The sequence below is a fragment of the Chloroflexota bacterium genome (assembly GCA_026706485.1).
GTDB lineage: Bacteria > Chloroflexota > UBA11872 > UBA11872 > UBA11872 > JAJECS01.
In genome coordinates this window covers 77876-97853 of record JAPOYR010000009.1, presented here as the reverse complement: position 1 = coordinate 97853, position 19978 = coordinate 77876, and the positions used below count along the sequence as shown (strand labels likewise).

The window sequence follows — 19978 nt, the reverse complement described above, 5'->3', positions numbered from 1 at the left end:
TGTAGATCATCGTGTTCGAAAGATCCTCTCGCGCCAAGCTGCACGTCGCCGTATGGGCTGCGGCGAATGGAGCCAGGCATCTATGCGACCTCGGACCTCGACCGCGCCAGTGCCACGCCGATCATCGAGTCGCGCGTCACGAGCTCAGCCAGCTCTTCCTCCGGCAAGTCGGCGGTGCCGTGGGGCCGCTCCGGCAGCACCATGTAGCGCAGCGACGCGGTGCTGTCCCACACCCGGATCTCCTTCGACTCGTCAACGGTGAGGCCGAATTCACGGAGCACCGCGCGAGGCTCGCGGACTACGCGGGATCGGTAGGCGGCGTCCTTGTACCAGCTGGGCGGCAGGCCGAGCACCGGCCAGGGGTAGCATGAGCAGAGCGTGCACACGACGACGTTGTGCACCGCAGGCGTGCTCTCCAGCACCACGATCTCGGCTCCCTCGGCGCCGCCAAAGCCGAGCTCGGCGATTGCCTCGGTGCCGTTCGTTAGCAAGCGTCGCTTGTAGTCGGGATCGACCCACGCCCGAGCCACCACCTTGGCGCCGTTCAGCGGGCCGATGTCCTGCTCGTACGTCCGCACGATCTCGTCGATGGCGTCCGTGGTCACCAGGCCCTTTTCGACCAGCAGCGACTCCAGCGCCCTGGCGCGGAGCGCGGCGTACGATTCAGCCTCGGCGTGGTGATCGACGTCGTGGTCGCCGCTCATGCGTCCGTACCTTCAGCGACGCCCGAGCCCAGTGGCTCCAGGTAGCCCTCCCACATGTCGACGTGGACGGCCGTGCCCGGCTCCGTCGACGCTCCCCAGAGCTCGGTTCCCTCGAACCTGACGCTGTAGAGCTGCTGTGCCGGAGCGGAGTCGTTCTCTCGGCTGTCGTCGGGCAGGTCGTAGGCGGCATAGACGGCGTGAATGACGCCGCGCTTTCCCTGCGCATATCCGGGCAAGCGGGTGTGCCCGCCGTGCCGGATTCGGCGGGCTCGCACGCGATCCCCCACGTCGAAGGCCGGCGCCCGTGCGGGCGTCCTGCGAACGTCCCGCTGCCGATACATGCCCTGGCGAACACGTTCCGTCAGCTCCGGGTCGACGCGCCGCGTCGGGCTCGCTCCCGGGTTCCGGCGAAAGTAGTCGCTCTTTGCGTCCAACTCCTCGGCGCTGAGCGCGCCCCGCGCCATGAGCCCGCGCTCTAAGGCGAGCATCCACCGCTCGTAGTAGCCGGAGAGGTACTCGTCCGGGTCGAGACTCTCCAGCCTCGGGCGCGAAAGGCCGTCCTTGACCGCGATTACCAGCCCGAACACCCGGCCCTCCCATTCGCTGTGGAAGACCGGCTCGTCCAGTTCAGGTTCGACGCGCCCGTAGCCCGGCGCGCCGCCCATGTCGTGTATGCCGCTGATCTCGATGGGTCGGCCCCGCTTCTATCTCACGCGATCAGCGTCGATCCCTAGGGTCCAATCCGCTCGCCCCTTCGACAAGCTCAGGGCGAACGGATTGGAACAGTCCCATCGACTGACTGAGACCGCGCCTACACCTCCACCGCGCGAACTTCCTCCGACCAGTCGGTCCAGATGCTGCCCTTGGGGCCGGCGGCCAGGCGATCGTCGGGCCAGGTGTCGGGCTTCTTGTGGAAGCCGTAGAGCGTGGCCTGGCGAATGATGTCGGGGTGTTCGTTCCACCCGGCCAGGTGCAGCATGATCGTGTGCCAGAGGACCACCGACCCGGCGGGTCCGGCGGTCATCACGGGTTCCGTGTCGTCCTTGATGGCGCCGATCGGGGGATCGGTGTAGCCCACGAACCTGGGCGCGTCCTCGCCGTTGGCAATGGCCGTCGCCCCGTGGTTCGTGGTCTCCCAGTAGTCCCAGATGCGGTGGTGGCTCCCGGGAAAGAGCATCAGCCCGCCCGCGCCCGGCGGCACGTCGTCGAAGTAGACCGCCGTCTGCAGCAGCTGGCGCCTGTTGTAGAGCCCCTCGCCCGCGTGGGCCCCGCGCCAGTCGGGCGGAGTCGAGACCGGGCTGTTCGGCAGCGTGCAGTACATGCCGCGGGTGCCCTGGCCCGTCACCCAGTGGGGACCGGTCGTCGGCAGCCGCAGCGGTCCGGTCCTATTGGTCGGCGGACCGGTCCATTCCCTCGTCTTGTCGCCCAGGTGAGACTCCATGCCCTTTACTGCGCCTTCGGTCAAGTAGCACGGCCCCGTGGTGTGGCCGGTGGCGTCCAGGCCCGCGGGGTAGACCACCTCGCCCTCGCCCAACAGCTGCTCGGCGACGTCCCACACCACGCGGGCGCCGATGTCCAGCAGCAGGTCCTCGGCCCCGTTGCGGATGTAGAACCGGTGCCCCCTACCGCCGAAGTAGGGGTCGCCGCCCGTCACTTCGCGGGTATAGCTGGCGTTCTCCTCGTCGGTGAACGGGACCCAGGTGGCGGGGTCGTCGCGTTTCATGCTGGGCCGGCTCTCGGCGATGGTTTCCCACATTTGATCGCGGGCCTGGCGGCAGAGATCGGCGTCGACGACGCCCGGAAGCACGAGGTAGCCGGTGCGCTTGAACTGGGCGATCTGGCTCTCGGTGAGGCGGGCGGCCTGGGGAACGGTTGGGGCGGGCGCTGGCATGGGATCCGGTCCTTGTGTGGGTGCTGCCCTCACGCTGATGCGTGAGTATGGCCCACGGCGCGGCCGGTCACCAGTGACGGCGTCTTGCGAACGTCCCGCTGCCGATTCATGTCCCGGCGGACACGCTCCGTCAGCTCCGGGTCGACGCGCCGCGTCGGGCCCGCTGCCGGATTGCTGCGAAAGTAGTCGGTCGTTGCGTCCAACTCCTCGGCGCTGAGTGCGCCCCGCGCCATGAGCCCGCGCTCCAAGGCGAGCATCCACCGCTCGTAGTAGCCGGAGGGGTATTCACCCGGGTCGAGGCTCTCCAGTCTCGGGCGCGAGAGGCCGTCCTTGACCGCGATTACCAGCCCGAACACCCGCCCCTCCCACCCGCTGTGGAAGACCGGCTCATCCGCCTCGGGCTCGACGCATCCGTAGCCCAGCACGCCGCCCATGTCGTGGATACCGCTGATCTCGATCGGTCGGCCCGCCTCTATCTCACGCGATCAGCGTCGATCCTTACGGTCCAATCCGCTCGGCCCTTCGACAAGCTCAGGGCGAACGGATTGGAACAGTCCCATCGACTGACTGAGACCGCGCCTACACCTCCACCGCGCGAACTTCCTCCGACCAGTCGGTCCAGATGCTGCCCTTGGGGCCGGCGGCCAGGCGATCGTCGGGCCAGGTGTCGGGCTTCTTGTGGAAGCCGTAGAGCGTGGCCTGGCGAATGATGTCGGGGTGTTCGTTCCACCCGGCCAGGTGCAGCATGATCGTGTGCCAGAGGACCACCGACCCGGCGGGTCCGGCGGTCATCACGGGTTCCGTGTCGTCCTTGATGGCGCCGATCGGGGGATCGGTGTAGCCCACGAACCTGGGCGCGTCCTCGCCGTTGGCAACGGCCGTCGCCCCGTGGTTCGTGGTCTCCCAGTAGTCCCAGATGCGGTGGTGGCTGCCCGGAAAGAGCATCAGCCCGCCCGCGCCCGGCGGCACGTCGTCGAAGTAGACCGCGGTTTGCAGCAGCTGACGCGTGTTGTAGAGGCCCTCGCCGGCGTGAGCCCCGCGCCAGTCGGGCGCGGTCGAGACCGGACTGTTCGGCAGGGTGCAGTACATGCCGCGCGTGCCCTGCGCGGTCATCCAGTGGGGGCCGGTGCTGGGCAGGCGCAGGTATTCCGTTTCGCCCGAGCCCTTGCCGGTCCACTCCTCGCGCCGGGGGCCCATGTGGACTTCCATGCCCTCGGCGATCTTCTGGGTCATGAAGCAGGGACCGGTGGTGCAGCCGGCATCGTCGACCCCGCCGGGGAAAACCACCTCGCCCTTGCCCAGCAGCTGCTCGGCGATGTCCCACACCGCGCGGGCGCCGATGTCGAGCAACAGATCCTCCGCGCCGTTGCGAATGATCATGCGGTGGCCGCCGCCGGAAAAATAGGGATCCCCACCGACCTCGGGCCGAGCGTAGCTTTCTTTCTCCTCGTCGGTGAACGGGACCCAGGTGGAGGGGTCGTCGCGTTTCATGCTGGGCCGGCTCTCGGCGATGGTCTCCCACATTTGATCGCGGGCCTGGCGGCAGAGATCGGCGTCGACGGCGCCCGGGAGCACGAGGTAGCCGGTGCGCTTGAACTGGGCGATCTGGCTCTCGGTGAGGCGGGCGGCCTGGGGGACGGTTGGGGCGGACGCTGGCATGTGATCCGGTCCTTGTGTGGGTGATGCCCTCACGCTGATGCGTGAGTATGGCCCACGGCGCGTGCCGTAACCAGCCACGTGGCCCAGAACGTTCAGCCACTTCTGATGAGCCGACCTGCGGCCTCGGCTGGAGGGCCGGTTGGGGAACCCGCGCTCGGGTCATGAGCGGGCGTCCGCAGTACGATCCGGTGCATTGTGAGCAGCGGCCCGGTTCCCCACGACCTCAAGGGCGTCGCGCGGACGACCCTGACCGAGTCCGACATCGACGACCTGCGCGTCGGCGCCTGGATTCTCGGGACCGGCGGCGGCGGCGATCCCACCTACGGGTACCTCTGCCTGAAGAATCTCTATGCGCAGGGCCGCGTGGTCGATGTCATCGACCCGATGGACCTGCCGGACGACGCCCATGTCGCTGCGGTCAATCAGATGGGGTCGCCGCTGCCGGCGGAGGAGCGGCTGACCGATCCGGCGACGGTGACCCGGGCGATCCGCGAGATGGAAGCCTACGCCGGCATCCAGTTCACGGCCGTGATGCCCTGGGAGATTGGCGGCGGGAACGCGTTTCAACCGCTGCTGGCGGCGGCCATGCTGGGTTTGCCGGTGGTGGACGCCGACGCCATGGGCCGGGCCTTCCCCGAAGCGCAAATGACGAGCTTCGCGGTCATGGACTTCACCTGCCATCCGCTGGTGATGGCCGACATCCGGCCGAACACGGTGATCATCTCGGAGGCGGTGGACTGGAAGTGGCTCGAGCGCCTGCGCCGCCGCGCCTGCACCGAGTTGGGCGCCGTAGCCGCCACCTGCAACCCGCCGCGGACGGGACGCGAGGTGAAGACCGGCTCCCATCTCTACACGGTCGGCAAGGCGCTGCGGATCGGCCGGACCATCCGGCGCGCCCATGCGGAGCATCGCGATCCGGTGGCCGCTCTGCTGCATCAAGAGGGCGGCGTGGAGCTGCTGCGCGGCAAGGTGACGGACGTGGAGCGGCAGACCACCGGCGGCTACCTGCGCGGACGGCTCGACGTCGCGGGTCTTGGTGGCGACGCCGGCGCCACCATGCGCATCGCGTTTCAGAACGAGTTCACGGTCGCCTGGCTGGACGAGAAACCTTGCGCGACCACACCCGATCTGATCTGCGTGCTGGACCAGGATTCCGGCGAAGCCGTCGGGACGGAGGTGGTCAGGTTTGGGCAGCGGGTCGCGGTCGTCGCATTGCCCGCGCCGGAGATGCTGCTTACTGCGCGCGGGCTCGAGCTCACGGGGCCACGGGCGTTCGGCCACGATCTCGACTTCCACCCGCTCTTCACGCGGTGACCCGGTGAGAGTCATCGGCATCGACGTTGGCGGGACCAGCACCGACGCCGTATTGCTGCATGAGCGCGAGGTGCTTCATTATGTCAAGACGGCGACTACGGCCGATGTGAGTTCGGGCATAGCGGCGGCGCTCGATGCACTGCTGGCGATGGCCGGGCCGGACGCAAGAAGCGTCGACGCCGTCATGCTGGGCACGACGCACTTCACCAACGCCATCGTGGAGCGGCGCGGGCTCACGCCAACCGCCGCAATCCGCATCGGCCTGCCGGCGACCGCCTTTCTGGAGCCCTTCGCCGACTGGCCGCGCGAACTTGCCGCGGCCGTCCGCGCGCGGCATTTCATGGTGCGGGGCGGCCACGAATACGACGGGCGCCCGATCGTGCCGTTCGACGCAGCCGCGGTGGAGTCGGCGGCACGCGAGATTCGCGACGCCGGAATCCGCGCCGTGGCGATCACGTCCGTCTTCTCGCCGCTCGACGCGACGCTGGAACAGCGCGCCGGCCGGATCGTGCGCAATGCGTGTCCCGAGGCCAGAGTCACGCTGTCGCATCGCCTGGGGCGCATCGGCCTGCTGCCGCGCGAAAACGTGACCATCCTCAACGCCAGCCTGGTCGACCTGGCACGCACCACGACCGCCGCGTTTGCCGACGGTCTCCGGAGGGTCGGGATCGACGCGCCCGTCTATCTGACGCAGAACGACGGGACCATCGCGCGAATGGAGCAGGCGGCGGAGCTGCCAATCCTGGGCGTGGCGTGCGGCCCCACCAACAGCATGCGAGGCGCGGCATTCCTGTCGGGCATGGCCAACGCGTTGGTCATCGACGTGGGCGGCACGACGACTGATGTCGGCTATCTCCGGCACGGTCTCCCCCGCCAGGCCAACCGCGTAGTCGAGATCGGCGGCGTGCGCACGCTGTTCCAGATGCCGGATCTGCTGTCGCTGCCGCTCGGCGGCGGGTCGAGGGTTACGGCAGCGCCACTGGCCATCGGACCGGAGAGCGTGGGCTTTCGGCTGACCGAGCTTGGCCGCGTGTTCGGCGGGAACGTCACCACAGTCACCGATGTGGCGGTTGCCGCCGGAGCAGCGTCGCTGGGCGATCCGCGTCGCGTGGCCGACCTGCCGGACGGTTTGGTCGGCGACGCGATGGCGATGGTTCGCGCCACGCTCGAGGACGCCATCGATCGCATGAAGCCCGACGCGGAGCGGCGGCCGGTGATTGCCGTCGGCGGCGCGGCGTTCCTGGTGCCGGACGGACTCGCCGGCGCGGGCGAGACGGTGCGGGTGCCGCATGCCGCGGTTGCCAATGCCGTGGGGGCCGCGATGGCCCAAGTCAGTGGCGAATCCGACCGGGTTTATCGCGACGTGCCGCGCGACGAGGCCATCGCAGCGGCGACCACGGCCGCCCGAACGGACGCCATCGCGGCGGGCGCCGATCCCGACACGCTGGAGGTCGTGGAGGTCGAGGATCTGCCGCTGGCGTACCTGCCCGGCAACTCGCGTCGCGTGCGAGCGAAAGTTCTGGGAGACATCGCGCTGCCGCAGCTGCCGGGCCGGCGCCGGTGACCGAGTACGCCGGCGTCATGGGTGAACGGCGCCGAACTCGACCCTGAACCACTCGCGAGCCCGGTGTCGGGGATCCGTCGGAATTCCCGTCAGCCGCGTCTCACACCTCCGTGGTCGGTACAGCCAGGGCAAGCAGCATGAGTCCCGCCCAAGCCGTCCGCAGCCATCGCGCTCGCATGACCCGCGAGCCGCTAGTTCTCGCAGTAGGCCAGCCCAAGGCGCTCGAACTCATGGATCACCGCGAACCGCAACGCCGGCGGGATGCAGCCCGACAGTTGATTCCCGGCCAGATTGATTTCCTCAAGCCGGAAAAGCCCCGCGAATTCCTGGGGGACCTCGCCCGTTAGGTTGTTTCCGTGGAGCAAGAGCGCCTGCAGATAGGACACGCCACCGAGGCTGACCGGAATTGGTCCCGTCAGCTCATTGTTGGACAGATCGAGCCGCCTGAGTCCGAAATTTTCGCCCACCTCCGGCGGTATCGGACCAGTCAACTGATTATTTGACAAATCCACATGGTCCATGAGCACCCCAAACAGACTGATAGGAATCGTTCCAGTCAGCAGATTGTCTGAGAGATCGATCATATTCAATCTCCCCATTTCTCCAAGCTCAAAAGGAATCGATCCAGTAAGTTGATTCCCAGACAAGTCCAATTCCCAAAGCACAAAAAGATTTCCGATCTCGGCAGGGATTTCTCCAGTGAGCTGATTACCTCCAAGATAGAGCCATTCAAGCATGGACATCTGACCAAGCTCAGCCGGGATTGTTCCCGTGAGCTGGTTGTCTTGGAGATTAATACGGTATCCGTTCGGGAGTTGCGCGAGCTCCGGCGGAATGGAACCTGAAAGCCGGTTATTGCCGAGAGCCAGACTCCTGAGACTCGGCATCTGTCCAAGCTCCGGTGGAATGGGTCCGTCAATGAGATTGTCGCTTAGACTCAGAGTCCAGAGTGACTCGAGCCCGCTGAGTTCCGCGGGAATCGGCCCCGTCAGTCGATTGTTGTGGGCAACGAAGTACAGAAGATTCTTGAGCCGACCGATCTCTGGTGGAATCGGTCCTTCCAACTGATTGTTGTAGAGATACAACTCGGACATCTCACTCAAATTACCGAGCGAGCTCGGAATCGGACCGGTCAATTGATTGTCATTGAGATGCAGATACCAAAGATGCCGAAACTGTCCAAACGTCTCGGGAATCGGTCCCGACAACTGGTTGTACGCCAGAAATAGGTCACGCATCAGGCTGAGCGCGCCGAGCTCCGAAGGAATCGCGCCGGTCAGCTGGTTGCCGCTGAGTCGGAGCCTGTCAAGGCCGCTGATCTGACCAAGCTCCGCGGGTATTCCACCCGACAGCCGATTCCACTCGAGGTTAAGGCCCGTGAGGCTTCTCAGGTTTCCGAGTTCGGGCGGGATTGGTCCCGTCAACCGGTTGGTTCCCAGTGAGAGATACCGAAGATTCGGAAGTTGGGTGAGCTCCAGGGGAATGGGTCCCGTCAAATGATTGTTTTCGAGGTTGAGCAACCCCAGCTGGGTCAGTTGGCCAAGTTCTACAGGAATGGTTCCCTGGAGATACATGGAGTCCAGCTTGAGGAAGGTGAGGTTGCTGAGATTGCCGATTTCCTTTGGGATGACCCCGGTGAGATTGTTGGCAAAGAGATCGAGAAGCGTGAGGCTGGTCAGGGCGCCGATTTCCGGTGGAATTGTTCCGCTCAGCTTGTTCCAGCTGAGGTCCAGCTCCCTCAGCTGCGTGAGCGCCGTCAACTCGATTGGAAACACGCCCGAGAGCCCGCGATGCCTTACGTCTAGACCTCGCACGCGCGGCGGAGTGCCGCCAATCGCCACACCCTCCCAGCTCGTGATCGGACGGTCGTCCGCCCAGTCCAAGGGTGGGGACGCGGCAAGCACGTCCCGGATGCTGAGCAACGTCTCGCAGTCGCGCACCAATCCTGGGTTGTCGGCCGGATTGGCGACAGCAGTACCGTCTGCGCAGCCGGCGGTGGACACCTGGTCAACTGTCGGACGGACGCCCAGCCGGTGGAGATCGCCTTCCGAGTCGTGGCGCACCAGGAGCTCCAGGTCGGACCCGTCGGGCGCCATGGTGTAGAGGGCAACGCCGTCGTCCCACGCCGGCCGCCTGAGTTCGAGTCGTCCGATGGCGATGCGAGTCCCATCGGGCGACCAGGCGCCTGTCATGCCCCTTCTCAGTCCAAGGGGGGACGTTCCGATCTGCGTTCCGTCGGCTTTGGCGACGCATATGAGCGCACCGCAGCCGTACATGATCATCGACCCGTCGGGCGACCAAGTCAGGGTGTCCACCCAAATGTCCTTCGGATCCATGGCCTCATAGTCCGTCGAGATGCCGCCGCCGCTCGTCGCGTATCCGGACGAACCTGGTTCATCCCGTTCCACGTTGACGTTGCCGTAGGATGCTCGGCCGCTGGACAGCTCGATCTTGGTTACCCGCTGGAGGTCCGAGCCGTCGGCGGCGATTGTGAAGAGCGCCAACTCGTCGCCATCAGGTTTGGCGAATGCCAGTCGCTTCCCGTCCGGTGTCCACGCCGGACGGCTATTGGCCACCGTGAGCAACCGGAGATTCGATCCGTCACTGCCGACCGCGTAGATCGCCGGTCCTCGCACCTCGGTCCGGTCGTAGCCCACGAAGGCGATGTGCCCGCCGTCCGGTGACCACACCGGCGTCTGTCGGCGAATTGCCTCGCGCGGCAGCAGCGGACCCGAGGCAACCACCGTCTCCTGACCGCTAGCCACATCGACGACGGCGACTCCGTATCCCGAGTCGTAGTCCCACTGGACAAACGCCACCTGCGAGCCGTCAGGCGACCATGCCGGATAGTCGTCGTAGTCTTGGTTCGTCGTGAGCTGTCGCCGCCCTGAGCCGTCGAGTTGCAACGAGCCGATCTCGTAGGCGAACGCGCCGGGCAAATCGCCTCGCCTCGCTCGGTCGAGATGCTCGAATGTCGAATAGACGAGGCTCGCGCCATCCCGGGACATTTCTACCGCATGAAAGGCCCAGTGTTGATACTCCCGACCGGCCAACCGGCGCATCTCCGTGGCGGCATCCACCACGAACTCGACCGACGAACCGTCGGTCCCAATTCGATATACGCGTGAGCCGACAATGAAATAGATACTATTCGAGTCTTTCGGGCCCCAGATCAACGAGTTGTCGGGCAATTCCCATCGCGCACGAAGCGTGAGACCAGAGTCGCCACCGCCGACGCTGATTTCGGCCCGTTCGTCGTTGGAGGTCATCGAAGAGGTCTGAATAGGGACCGACTGGATTTCCGTGACAACGACGGATTCCCGCGGTGTCGGTGTCTCCGCGGGAACCGGCGTGGGCGTCACTTCCACGACTTCGGGCGTCTCGGTTTTCAGGGCATAGACGCTGCCGTCGGCAGATCCGACATATACCGTGTTCTCAACGACGGTGAAGGATCGCCGACCCCTTCGCTCGCCCAGATCAAGTGACCAGATCAGCTGCCCATTGGCGGCGTTGAAGGCCTCGAGCCGTCCATCGTTGGATTGGGCGTAGAGGATGCCATTGGCAACCACGGGATGGCGTAGCGTCCGAGGGCCGATGTCGACCCCCCAGATCAGTTGATCGGAGACGACGCCCTCCCCCAGCGGATCCCTCGCATAGAGCTGGCCTCCATCGGAACCGATGAACACGAGCCCCTCATGAAGCGCGGGCAGCGTGTCGATGAAGCCGTCCGCCCCCAACACCATGACCGTCTGGCCGGTGGCGGCATCGCGGCCAAAGAGTTGCCGGCCGCTTGACACATAGACGACGTCTTCGACGACGAGCGGCGGAAGTGGTTGACGTTCGTAGTCGACCGACCAGAAATAGTCGCTCCAGATCATCCGACCGTCGTCCTCATCGACGGCGTAGACATCGCCGGCCGTCATGAGGAAGACCCTTCCCCCGGCGGTAACCGGTTGGGCTGCTGGGGGCGATGGCGTGTCAAACGTCCAGGCGACTTCGCCGGTCGACGCATGCAGCGCGTAAAGGTCGCCGTCAACGCTGGCCACGAACACCCGAGACCCCGAAACGGTTGGCGCGATTCCGGGATCGAACGCAATTGGAATCGCTGCGACCCAGACTCGCTCGCCCGATGCCGCATTGACGGCATGCAGCTTGTGCACCCCCTGATCTCGCGCACTGAGAAAGACCATTCCACCGCTGACGGTGGGTCGAGATTTCACCGGATCTCCGGTGTCGAACTTCCACCGCAACTCGCCGGTGCCGGCGTCCAGCGCGTAAAGGTGGGCGTCGTCGGATCCCGCGTAGACGACTCCGTCGGCTACCGTCGGCGAGGATCTGACGGCGCCGCCGGTGGCAAAGCTCCACCGCAGCTCGCCGGTGCCCGTGTCGAGAGCGTAAACGTGGGCGTCATCCGATCCGGCGTAGAGCACGCCGCCGCTGACGGTCGGAGCCGGAACGACGGAACCGCCGGTCGAAGACTGCCAAAGCGGAGCGGGACTGCGATTCGCTCGTCCAATGCCGTCACCGTCTGACGAAATCACATCCGACAGGCAGGCGCGATGGCCGGCAACGAATTCCTGGAATGCGGGGGCGCTCCCGGGGCTCGCGTCGGGGAGCAGGAAGATTCCAAATCGCGAATCGGCGAGATGCGACCGCACACAGGATTGGTGGTCGCCGGTCAGCCCGTCGATTTCCCGCGATAGCAATGCCAGAAACGCTGCCGCCCCTAGCCTGGGATGCAGGCAGCCCTGCGCCTTCATCACCAATTCGGGATTTGGCCGATAGGGCTTGCCGAGCACCAACCCTAGAAACGCTTCTCCGATCTCAATGTTGATGCACGAGCTATCCGAGTCGCCCCACATTCCAAGCCGGCGCTCCACGGGGTGCGCGTCTTCGCCCGCGAGCTCCAGATCGGGAATGCAGGTCCGCAGCCGATCGACCAAGGCTTGGCGGGCCGCGGCATGATCCGAACTCGTCCTCGACGGCATCCCGCTCGCGATCTGGGCCTCGGTGAACTCCCGGCGAACGCAATCTTCTTCGTCTCTGAAGACCCCGCCGGACGCGGTGGGAAGCAGGTCGAATAGCAAGCTGCCGACCGTTGAGTCCGTCAAACAGCTCAACATCTGCTCCTGCCACGGGGGAGCGTCAGCCGCGGTCGCCCGTCCCAGGAGTGACGCGATCACCGCCTCACTAACCTTGGTGTGGAAGCACAAGCCCTCTTCCTCGCTGTTTCCCGAGATCGAATTGACCAACGAGCCACGCAGCGGCTGAATGTTGCAGGCGAGGAGACCGCGATAGACGCGCCGCGAGACTTCGGCGCTTTCGGAAGTGGCGTCCGGAAGCTCTCCAGCCAAGAAGTCCGCAATATCCGTTGGGCCCAGAAACTCCCGGGCGCAGCTGAGGCTGTTTTCGCTGACGTCGTGCCAGCCCTCGCCCCACCAAAAGATGAACACGCGCAGGGCTGTCTCCGGCTCGAGACAGCGAAAGAAGTCCGCGTGCCAGGGCGCCAGCGGGGAGATGAATTGAAGCAATACTCCGCGGAGGGCCGACGCCAACTGCGTGACTCCCAGTTCGCCCCGAATGCACGTTTGCTCAGCCGTCGTTAACGCTTCGAAGACGGTGCGCCAACTGGTTTGGAGGAACTGACCGAAGGCATCGTCCCGCGTGCCAACGCCGGGCTGCAGACCCAGGAAGAGCGCCGTTTGGCTGGAGGGCGGAGTGGGCGACGGCGTCGCAGTGGGCGTGGGCGTGGCTTGCGGCGTCGCGCCGCCGGTTGCCTCTGGGGCCGAGACCGGCGCCGGGCTCGGCTCGACGACCGCACGCGCCGCAGGCGGCGAAACGGCAGGCTTGGACTCCACGGCACCGTACGTGGCGCCCACGGCAAGGACCACGAGGCCCGCGAGAGCCGCCCGCCGCCACCATGCTCGCATTTGCTCGCACTCACCGGAGCCTGCACCTGGCAGGCCGCGCATTCTAGGGCAGCGAGCGCAGACGGAGTGCCATGCTCGCAGGTTATCGACCAGTCACGGAGTGAAGGCGAAGGCAACGGCAGCGACTGCCCGGTTTCGATGGTCGTTTTTCGGTCAAAACTCGAATCGACTTGCGCGACTTCAGTCACCTAGCCTGTGCGCATGCGCCGCCGACTCCGCCTGATCCTGCACGAATACACGATTCGAGCACTGCCGGGCATTGCCCGACGGAAACGAGTGACCATTGCGGAGTGGGTCCGCCGGGCCTTGCGTCGGGCGAGCGGCAGTCGTCAATGGACGGTCGATGCCAAGCTGCGCGCCATCGCCAGGGCGTCCCGCCACGAGTTCCCGACCGCCGATGTTGAGGACATGCTTCGGGAAATCGAGCCTCGATGACGAGCAGCGCCCCGGACTCCGCCCACCCGGCGGACGCCGAACCGCTCCCACGCCGGCACATCGTCTTGACCATGGGCGGGCTCATGCTCGCCATGTTCCTGGCCTCGCTGGACCAGACGATCGTGAGCACGGCCATGCCGCGCATCGTCGCCGACCTGGGCGGGTTCGACCGGTTCACCTGGGTCACCACGGCCTATCTGGTCGCGTCCACCACGGTGGTGCCCATCGCCGGGCGGCTGTCGGACCTCTACGGGCGCAAGGCCTTCTTCCTCGGCGGCATCTGCGTTTTCCTTGTTGGATCGATCCTCGCCGGCCTGAGCCAGTCCATGGACCAGCTCATCGCCTTCCGCGCGATTCAGGGCATCGGCGGCGGCGGCATCATGGCCATGTCCTTGACCACCATCGGCGATCTGTTCTCCCCCGCGGAGCGCGGCAAATACCAAGGCGTGGTGGCCGGGGTGTACGGCCTCTCATCGGTGATTGGCCCCACCCTCGGCGGATTCATCACCGACAGCCTGTCCTGGAACTGGGTCTTCTACGTCAACCTGCCCGTGGGCCTGCCGGTGGTCGCCCTGTTTATTCGCTTCTTCCCCAACATCAGGCCCGTGGGACGGATTCACCGCCTGGACTACGCGGGCATGGCGCTGCTCGCGCTGATCGTGGTGCCGCTGCTCATCGGCTTGTCGCTGGGCGGCATTCAGTACGAGTGGCTCTCGCCCCAGATCATTGGCATCCTCGCCTTCGCCGCCGTCATGATCCTGGTCTTCGTGGCGGTGGAACGGCGGGCCAGCGACCCCATCATGCCGCTGAGCATCTACTCCAACCGCACGGTGAGCGTGTCGCTCGTCGCCGTCTTCCTCACCGGATTCGGCATGTTCGGGTCCATCATCTTCATTCCGCTGTTCTTCCAAGGCGTGCTCGGAGCGTCAGCGACCAGCAGCGGCTCGTTCCTCACGCCAATGATGCTGGGCATGGTGGTGGCGGCGGGGCTGGCCGGGCAGACCCTGTCGCGCCTGGGCGGGCACTACCGCATCCAAGGCCTGATCGGCATCGTCGTCATGGGGGTCGGGGTGGCGTTGATGTCGCGAATGACCGCCGAAACGTCGTTCGGCCAGGCGGTCGCCGGCGTCGTCATCACGGGCATCGGTCTCGGAATCACATTTCCGAGCTTCACCATTGCGGTGCAGAACGCGGTTCCGCCCAATCTGCTCGGCGCCGCGACTTCGGCGACCCAGTTCTATCGCTCCGTGGGCGGCGCCTTGGGCCTGGCGGTGCTCGGCTCATACATGGCCAACCGGTTCGCCACCGGACTCTACGACGCGCTGCCACCGCCGATCCGGCAGGCGCTGCCCGAGGGCCAACTCGCGGAGATGTCCAACAACCCGCAAGCGCTGGTGAATCCGGAGGCGCTGGATCAGCTGCAGGCCGGGTTCGCGGGCCGTGGGCCGCAGGGCGCCAAAATGCTGGATCAACTTCTCGCCACGCTGCGCGAGACGCTGACAACGGCCATTGGCGACGTGTTCCTGCTGGTGACCGCGGCGCTGGCCATTGCCTTCGTGGTGACGATGTTTCTCAAGGAGATCCCGTTGCGCACGCAGCGGCCGGGAGCGCGACACGACTGACCAGCGCCGCGGATCAAGCGGCGACACGCCGGTGGCGGCGGTGGTCTTCGATCTGTTCAACACCCTCACCCTGCCGGTCGATCGGTCGATGTTCCGCGCCTCGCTGACGGAGATGGCCTGCGCCGTCGGCGCGGAGCCCGATGCTTTCGCACAAGCCTGGTCCGACACGTGGCGGGAGCGATTCAGCCGCGCATATCCAACGGCCGAAGCCGATGTTCGGAGCGTATGCACCGTGATTGGCTTACACATTGATACCGAGGGAATACGCCGGGCATCGCAAATCCGCGCCGAGTTCGCGCGGCGCACCCTTCGGCCGCGGGCCGACGCGGTCGCCACGCTGGTTCGGCTGCGCTCATTGGACCTCCGCACCGCGCTGATCAGTGACTGCTCGCCCCCAGTCCCGGCCCTCTGGTCGGCGACGCCGTTCGCCCAGTGGATCGAGGAGCCCCTGTTCTCCTGTGCGGAGGGGCTGATCAAGCCCGATCCCGCTCTCTACCTGCGGGCATGTGAGCGACTCGCGGTGGCCCCGGGGGCCTGCGTCTACGTGGGCGATGGCGGCAATGGCGAACTCAGCGGCGCCGAGCGCGTCGGCATGCGCGCGATTCTTATCCGGACGCCCGCGACTTCCGCTGCCTATGATTCGGAGCGAACCTCGTGGCCGGGCGAAGCGATCGACGCGCTCGGCGAGCTTCCCGAGCTCATCATTCGAGCGGGAATCGCCGCTGCCGATTGACGCCGCGCAGCGTCCTCGAAGGACGGGAGGACGACATGGCCGACCGTCGCCGAGGGTGGAACGGCGGTGCATCGGTGCGGGCGGTGGTCTTCGATCTCTTCAATACGCTGACGCCGCCGGTCGACGACGCAGCGTTTAGGGCGGCGAGCATCGAGATGGCCCGTGCCGTCGGCGCGGAACCCCACGCCTTCTCGCAATCATGGTCCGACCTTTGGCAGGAGCGATATGACGGCACATTTCCGACCGTCCAGGCGTGCGTGCGAGGCGTCTGTGAAGCAATCGGAGTGCGAGCCAGTGCCGCGGCCATTGACGAGGCGTCACGAATTCGCGTCGATTGCACGCGGCGCGTCTTGCAACCGCGACCAGACGCGCTGACCACGCTGGCTCGGCTGCGCGCGCTGGGCCTCCGGACAGCCCTCGTCAGCAACTGCATTCCAGAGGTCCCGCTCCTATGGCCCGCAATGCCCTACGCCGACGCGATCGACGTGCCGCTATTTTCCTGCGCGGAGGGGCTGACCAAGCCCGATCCGGCCATCTACTTGCGCGCGTGCGAGCGCCTGAGAGTTGATCCAACGGACTGCATGTACGTGGGTGACGGCGCGCAAGGTGAGCTCACGGGTGCACAGCGTGTCGGCATGCGAGTCCTTCTCATCACGACGCCGGGCAGGCCCGCTCCGGAGCTTTCGGAACAAGAGTCGTGGCGGGGAGAGTCGATCGACGCGCTGGGCGAGCTTCCCGGTCTAATCACCGCCTCAGGATCCGCCGCGGCCAATTGACCACCACCGTCGTGTAGGGGCATCCCTACTGGGAGTTGACCGGTAGCCCTTCGCGGGCACGTCCGGCTCCCTCTCCCCACCGTGGGAGAGGGTGGGGGTGAGGAGGGTCCGCCCAGTGGCCCGCGCTGCGTGCAGCGTGGGATCGGCCTTGGATGAATCACCCATGCTGCGGGGCATACGCCACCGCACTTGACTGGTCATTCCGAACGAACGTGCGGAATCTAGAGTGCCCGGCCTCGCGGCCGGAGTCGTGGATCTGAGACTCCTCGCTTCGCTCGGGGTGACAGATGGCGCAGCCAGACGTTGCACTTCATCCTAGGCTCGGGCGCCTCTGACTTCGATTGACGCCGAGCCACAGACGCGGTTGGCTATAAGCAGCATGGAGCGCGAACCCACGCACCTGATCGAAACGCAGGGACTCACCAAGCACTTCGAGCCGCGCGTCCCCCGCAGCCGTCCGTGGGAGATCGTGCGGCGGCGAGCGCCCAACGTTTCCGGCGAACCGATCGTAGCGGTATGCGACCTGAACCTGCGGATTCCGGCGGGCGAGTGCTATGGCCTGCTGGGCCCGAACGGCGCGGGCAAGACGACGACCGTCAAGATGCTCTCCACCCTGCTGGAGCCCACCGCCGGCGCCGCGCTCGTCTGCGGCTACGACACTGTGCGTCACGGTTCAGACGTGCGCGGCAGCATCGGCGTCATGTTCGCCGGCGAGCGCGGGCTCTACTGGCGGCTGACCGGACGCGAGAACCTCGAGCTATTCGGTCGCATGGAGTACATGACCGGGTCGGCCATCCGCGAGCGCACCAAGCGCCTGCTGGACCACCTGGGGCTGGCGGATCGCGCCGATCAGCTGGTTGAGACTTACAGCACGGGCATGAAGCAGCGCCTCAACCTGGCCCGCACGCTGCTCCACGACCCGCCGGTGCTCATGCTGGACGAGCCCACCGCGGCGCTGGACCCGTCCGCCGCGCGCGGGACGCGCCGGCTGATTCGCGAGCTGAGCGGCGAGGGCAAAGCCGTTTTGCTCACCACGCACAGCATGCACGAGGCCGAAGAGATTTGTGACCGCGTCGGCATCATTCACCGCGGCGCGCTGGTGGCCGAGGGCGCCCCGCGGGAGCTGATCCGCGAAGCTGGTCTGGAGCCGCGACTCGAGCTGCGCCTCAGCGGCGACCTCCAGGCCGCCCGGACGGCCCTAGGCGACCAGGCGCTGTGGTGGGGCGACGCGGCGGACGATGGGTCCATCGAGGCGGCGGTGCGGGCGGCGGACGGATGGCGCACGGCCCACGATCTCGATGAACGGCTGCGCCGGGACGGCGTGACCATCGAGGACGCCCGTCTGCGCGACGCCACGCTCGAGGACGCCTTCATCAAGCTCACGGGCGCCCGCCTGGAGGATCCGTTTGAGCGCGTCTGAGCTCTGGCGCCGAGCCCTAGCGCACCTCGCGGCGTTCGTAGCGGTTGCCGGCAAGGCCTCGCGAATCCAGCGGCGCGAGGGATGGTTCTGGCAAATTGGCGTGGTCGCCGCGTTGACAACGGCACTGCCCGTAGTGCTCAACGCTCGCGCGCTGGCCGGACCGGACGAGGCGCAGGCCGCGACCTTCGCGGCCGCGGCGGGCACCGACAACTACCTCGCGTTCGCCACCATTGGCACCGTCGTCATGGTCTGGATCGCGACGACCATGCAATCGGTCGCGATCGGGCTCTCCAGCGAGCGACACATGGGCACGCTCGGGATCGCCTGGACCTCGCTCACTCCTCGAACGCTCATCCTGGCCGCGGATGCCGCGGGCCGAGCGCTGGCGCAGATCGCTTTTGCCGTCGTGATGTTCGCGGCCGTGTGGCTGCTGTTTCGCTTCGAATTGAGCCTCGTCCCGCCGGCGCTGGTGTTGGTACTGGTCACTGCCGTCACGGCCAGCATCGCGGTTGGCGTGTTGATGGCCGGATTCGTCATGCGGTATCGGGAAGCCGGAATCCTGTTCGGCACGTTCACCGTTGCGTCGGGAGTCTTCGCCGGCATCGCGTACCCGACCACCGTCCTCCCGGAGTGGGCGCAGGCGGTGGGACACGCGCTGCCGCTCACCTGGATTGCCCGCGGACTCCGGGCCGCGCTGGTCTTCGGCGACGCCCCGGAGGCGTATCTGACGGCGGCCGTGTTGTTGGGCATGACCCTCGTCCTGGCCGCCGTCGGATGGTGGCTGTTCGCGCGATTCGACCGCGCCACACGCCGCCGCGGCTTGCTGGAGGCGTTTTGAGGCGCCCCATGACGGACGAATTTCGACCCGCGCTGCTGGCGGTGTGGGCATCGTTCCTATGCCGATGGCAGGAGATCGGACGCGCCAAGGTCCGTTTGCTGTCCCTCTTGGTCAACGTGGCGACGCTCCTCATCCCCCTGCTGTTGGCGCAGCTGGCGTTCGGCAGCGAGGGATTCGCGGCCAGCGGCGGCGGGGAGCACGTCGTCGCGTTCGTCGCCGTCGGGTGGCTCGCGCTGCATGTCGCCCAAAGTGCAGCCACGGGGACCCAGAGCTATCTGCGCTGGGGGAATGAGACTGGCGTGTTGCCGCACCTCTGTACCACTCGAGTCGCGCGATGGGTGCCGATTGCCGGCGTGACGCTGTTTGAGCTGGCGACCATGCTTGTATTGGCGGTCGCCGTCCTGGTCGCCGTGTTGCTGGTCGCAGGCGGGTTTCCGGCAGCGAGCCTCCTTAGCATTCCCGTGATTCTGCTCAGCCTGGTCGGATTCGCTGGCATGGGGCTGGCCTGGGGCAGCGTGGCACTGGTGGTCCGGCAGTGGCAGGTCCCGCGACTATTCGACAGCATCGCCTTCCTGCTCGCGGGCGCGGCCTTTCCGATCGCCGTCCTGCCGGCCGAGATTCGCTGGCTGAGCTACGGCCTGCCCCACACCTACGCCCTGGATGCCATGCGCCACACGCTGCTCGGAACGCCCACACTGATCCCCCTCTGGGCCGAGATCTTGATCCTGTGCCTCACCGCCGTCGTCGCCGGCATCGGCGGCGTCGCCATCTTCAACCGCCTCGACCGCTACGCCACCCGCCACGGGCTGGTGGGGCTGTATACATAGGCCAGCCACGCCCGCCGATCCGGCCCCCTCTCTCCACTGTGGGAGAGGGTTGGGGTGAGGGGATCCGGACTGGCCCGTCATTCCCGCGGCGGTGGGGCGGTGTAGGGACGGGCCTTGTGCCCGCCCGATTCCGGCTCGGCGGACCGCCGGCGCGGCCCGACCCACCATCCAAGTCTGTCATTCCGAGCGCAGCGAGGAATCTAGAGTTCGCAACCTCCGCCCCACAGCCCACCGCCTTCCCGGTGGCCCACGCTGCGCGCAGCGT

The 19978-nt window shown here is 66.6% G+C and carries 15 protein-coding genes; 9 read left to right on the top strand and 6 right to left on the bottom strand.

All coding sequences use genetic code 11. The annotated features are described in order from the left end of the window. Window positions 1–80: 80 nt before the first annotated feature. The 5 genes from nthA to OXG79_07220 all read right to left on the bottom strand — a co-directional run bounded on the left by nthA (window position 81) and on the right by OXG79_07220 (window position 4254). Window positions 81–704: a nitrile hydratase subunit alpha gene (gene nthA, locus OXG79_07240; GenBank protein ID MCY3783564.1), complete on the bottom strand. Its 624-nt coding sequence runs from the start codon at window positions 702–704 to the stop codon at window positions 81–83. Then, on the bottom strand, window positions 701–1387 hold the full coding sequence (gene nthB, locus OXG79_07235; GenBank protein ID MCY3783563.1) for a nitrile hydratase subunit beta: 687 nt from the start codon (window positions 1385–1387) through the stop codon (window positions 701–703). The genes nthA and nthB overlap by 4 nt, the downstream gene beginning before the upstream one ends. Before the next feature lie 128 nt (window positions 1388–1515). Further along, window positions 1516–2595 carry a phytanoyl-CoA dioxygenase family protein gene (locus OXG79_07230; GenBank protein MCY3783562.1) on the bottom strand — a complete coding sequence of 360 codons (1080 nt, stop codon included), beginning with the start codon at window positions 2593–2595 and terminating at the stop codon, window positions 1516–1518. 29 nt (window positions 2596–2624) lie between these two features. Beyond that, complete coding sequence (locus tag OXG79_07225) at window positions 2625–3038, bottom strand: nitrile hydratase subunit beta (GenBank protein ID MCY3783561.1); 414 nt, start codon at window positions 3036–3038, stop codon at window positions 2625–2627. Window positions 3039–3174: 136 nt separating this feature from the next. Continuing rightward, window positions 3175–4254, bottom strand: a complete 1080-nt coding sequence (locus OXG79_07220) for a phytanoyl-CoA dioxygenase family protein (protein MCY3783560.1) — start codon at window positions 4252–4254, stop codon at window positions 3175–3177. A gap of 195 nt (window positions 4255–4449) precedes the next feature. Here OXG79_07220 and OXG79_07215 point away from each other — a divergent pair, with 195 nt between their 5' ends. Both OXG79_07215 and OXG79_07210 read left to right on the top strand, forming a co-directional pair. Next, window positions 4450–5568, top strand: coding sequence for a DUF917 domain-containing protein (locus OXG79_07215; protein ID MCY3783559.1), 1119 nt, complete (start codon window positions 4450–4452; stop codon window positions 5566–5568). Between the two features lie 4 nt (window positions 5569–5572). Beyond that, window positions 5573–7132 (top strand): hydantoinase/oxoprolinase family protein, encoded by a 1560-nt coding sequence (locus OXG79_07210; protein ID MCY3783558.1) that lies wholly within the window; start codon window positions 5573–5575, stop codon window positions 7130–7132. A gap of 191 nt (window positions 7133–7323) precedes the next feature. On the opposite strand, the gene OXG79_07205 is transcribed toward OXG79_07210, so the two are convergent. Then, complete coding sequence (locus OXG79_07205) at window positions 7324–13062, bottom strand: PQQ-binding-like beta-propeller repeat protein (GenBank protein MCY3783557.1); 5739 nt, start codon at window positions 13060–13062, stop codon at window positions 7324–7326. 201 nt (window positions 13063–13263) lie between these two features. On the opposite strand from OXG79_07205, the gene OXG79_07200 reads away from it, so the two are divergent. From OXG79_07200 to OXG79_07170, 7 genes are all read left to right on the top strand, one after another. After that, window positions 13264–13497, top strand: a complete 234-nt coding sequence (locus OXG79_07200; GenBank protein MCY3783556.1) for an antitoxin — start codon at window positions 13264–13266, stop codon at window positions 13495–13497. Then, the gene (locus OXG79_07195; GenBank protein MCY3783555.1) at window positions 13494–15119 is read left to right on the top strand and encodes an MDR family MFS transporter; all 1626 of its coding nucleotides are present in this window, start codon (window positions 13494–13496) and stop codon (window positions 15117–15119) included. The genes OXG79_07200 and OXG79_07195 overlap by 4 nt, the downstream gene beginning before the upstream one ends. 31 nt (window positions 15120–15150) lie before the next feature. Further along, window positions 15151–15852 carry an HAD family hydrolase gene (locus tag OXG79_07190; GenBank protein ID MCY3783554.1) on the top strand — a complete coding sequence of 234 codons (702 nt, stop codon included), beginning with the start codon at window positions 15151–15153 and terminating at the stop codon, window positions 15850–15852. A 35-nt stretch (window positions 15853–15887) separates the two neighbouring features. Continuing rightward, window positions 15888–16628 carry an HAD-IA family hydrolase gene (locus OXG79_07185; protein MCY3783553.1) on the top strand — a complete coding sequence of 247 codons (741 nt, stop codon included), beginning with the start codon at window positions 15888–15890 and terminating at the stop codon, window positions 16626–16628. A gap of 379 nt (window positions 16629–17007) precedes the next feature. After that, the gene (locus tag OXG79_07180) at window positions 17008–18048 is read left to right on the top strand and encodes an ABC transporter ATP-binding protein (GenBank protein MCY3783552.1); all 1041 of its coding nucleotides are present in this window, start codon (window positions 17008–17010) and stop codon (window positions 18046–18048) included. Next, window positions 18035–18886 (top strand): ABC transporter permease, encoded by an 852-nt coding sequence (locus OXG79_07175; protein ID MCY3783551.1) that lies wholly within the window; start codon window positions 18035–18037, stop codon window positions 18884–18886. The genes OXG79_07180 and OXG79_07175 overlap by 14 nt, the downstream gene beginning before the upstream one ends. Before the next feature lie 8 nt (window positions 18887–18894). Next, window positions 18895–19713 carry an ABC transporter permease gene (locus tag OXG79_07170; GenBank protein ID MCY3783550.1) on the top strand — a complete coding sequence of 273 codons (819 nt, stop codon included), beginning with the start codon at window positions 18895–18897 and terminating at the stop codon, window positions 19711–19713. The last annotated feature ends 265 nt before the right edge of the window (window positions 19714–19978 follow it).

Coding starts and splice junctions, on each gene's coding strand:
- nthA (MCY3783564.1), bottom strand. CDS start 704: ATGAGCGGCGACCACGACGTCGATCACCACGCCGAGGCTGAATCGTAC.
- OXG79_07230 (MCY3783562.1), bottom strand. CDS start 2,595: ATGCCAGCGCCCGCCCCAACCGTTCCCCAGGCCGCCCGCCTCACCGAG.
- OXG79_07220 (MCY3783560.1), bottom strand. CDS start 4,254: ATGCCAGCGTCCGCCCCAACCGTCCCCCAGGCCGCCCGCCTCACCGAG.
- OXG79_07205 (MCY3783557.1), bottom strand. CDS start 13,062: ATGCGAGCATGGTGGCGGCGGGCGGCTCTCGCGGGCCTCGTGGTCCTT.
- OXG79_07200 (MCY3783556.1), top strand. CDS start 13,264: ATGCGCCGCCGACTCCGCCTGATCCTGCACGAATACACGATTCGAGCA.
- OXG79_07195 (MCY3783555.1), top strand. CDS start 13,494: ATGACGAGCAGCGCCCCGGACTCCGCCCACCCGGCGGACGCCGAACCG.
- OXG79_07185 (MCY3783553.1), top strand. CDS start 15,888: ATGGCCGACCGTCGCCGAGGGTGGAACGGCGGTGCATCGGTGCGGGCG.
- OXG79_07180 (MCY3783552.1), top strand. CDS start 17,008: ATGGAGCGCGAACCCACGCACCTGATCGAAACGCAGGGACTCACCAAG.
- OXG79_07170 (MCY3783550.1), top strand. CDS start 18,895: ATGACGGACGAATTTCGACCCGCGCTGCTGGCGGTGTGGGCATCGTTC.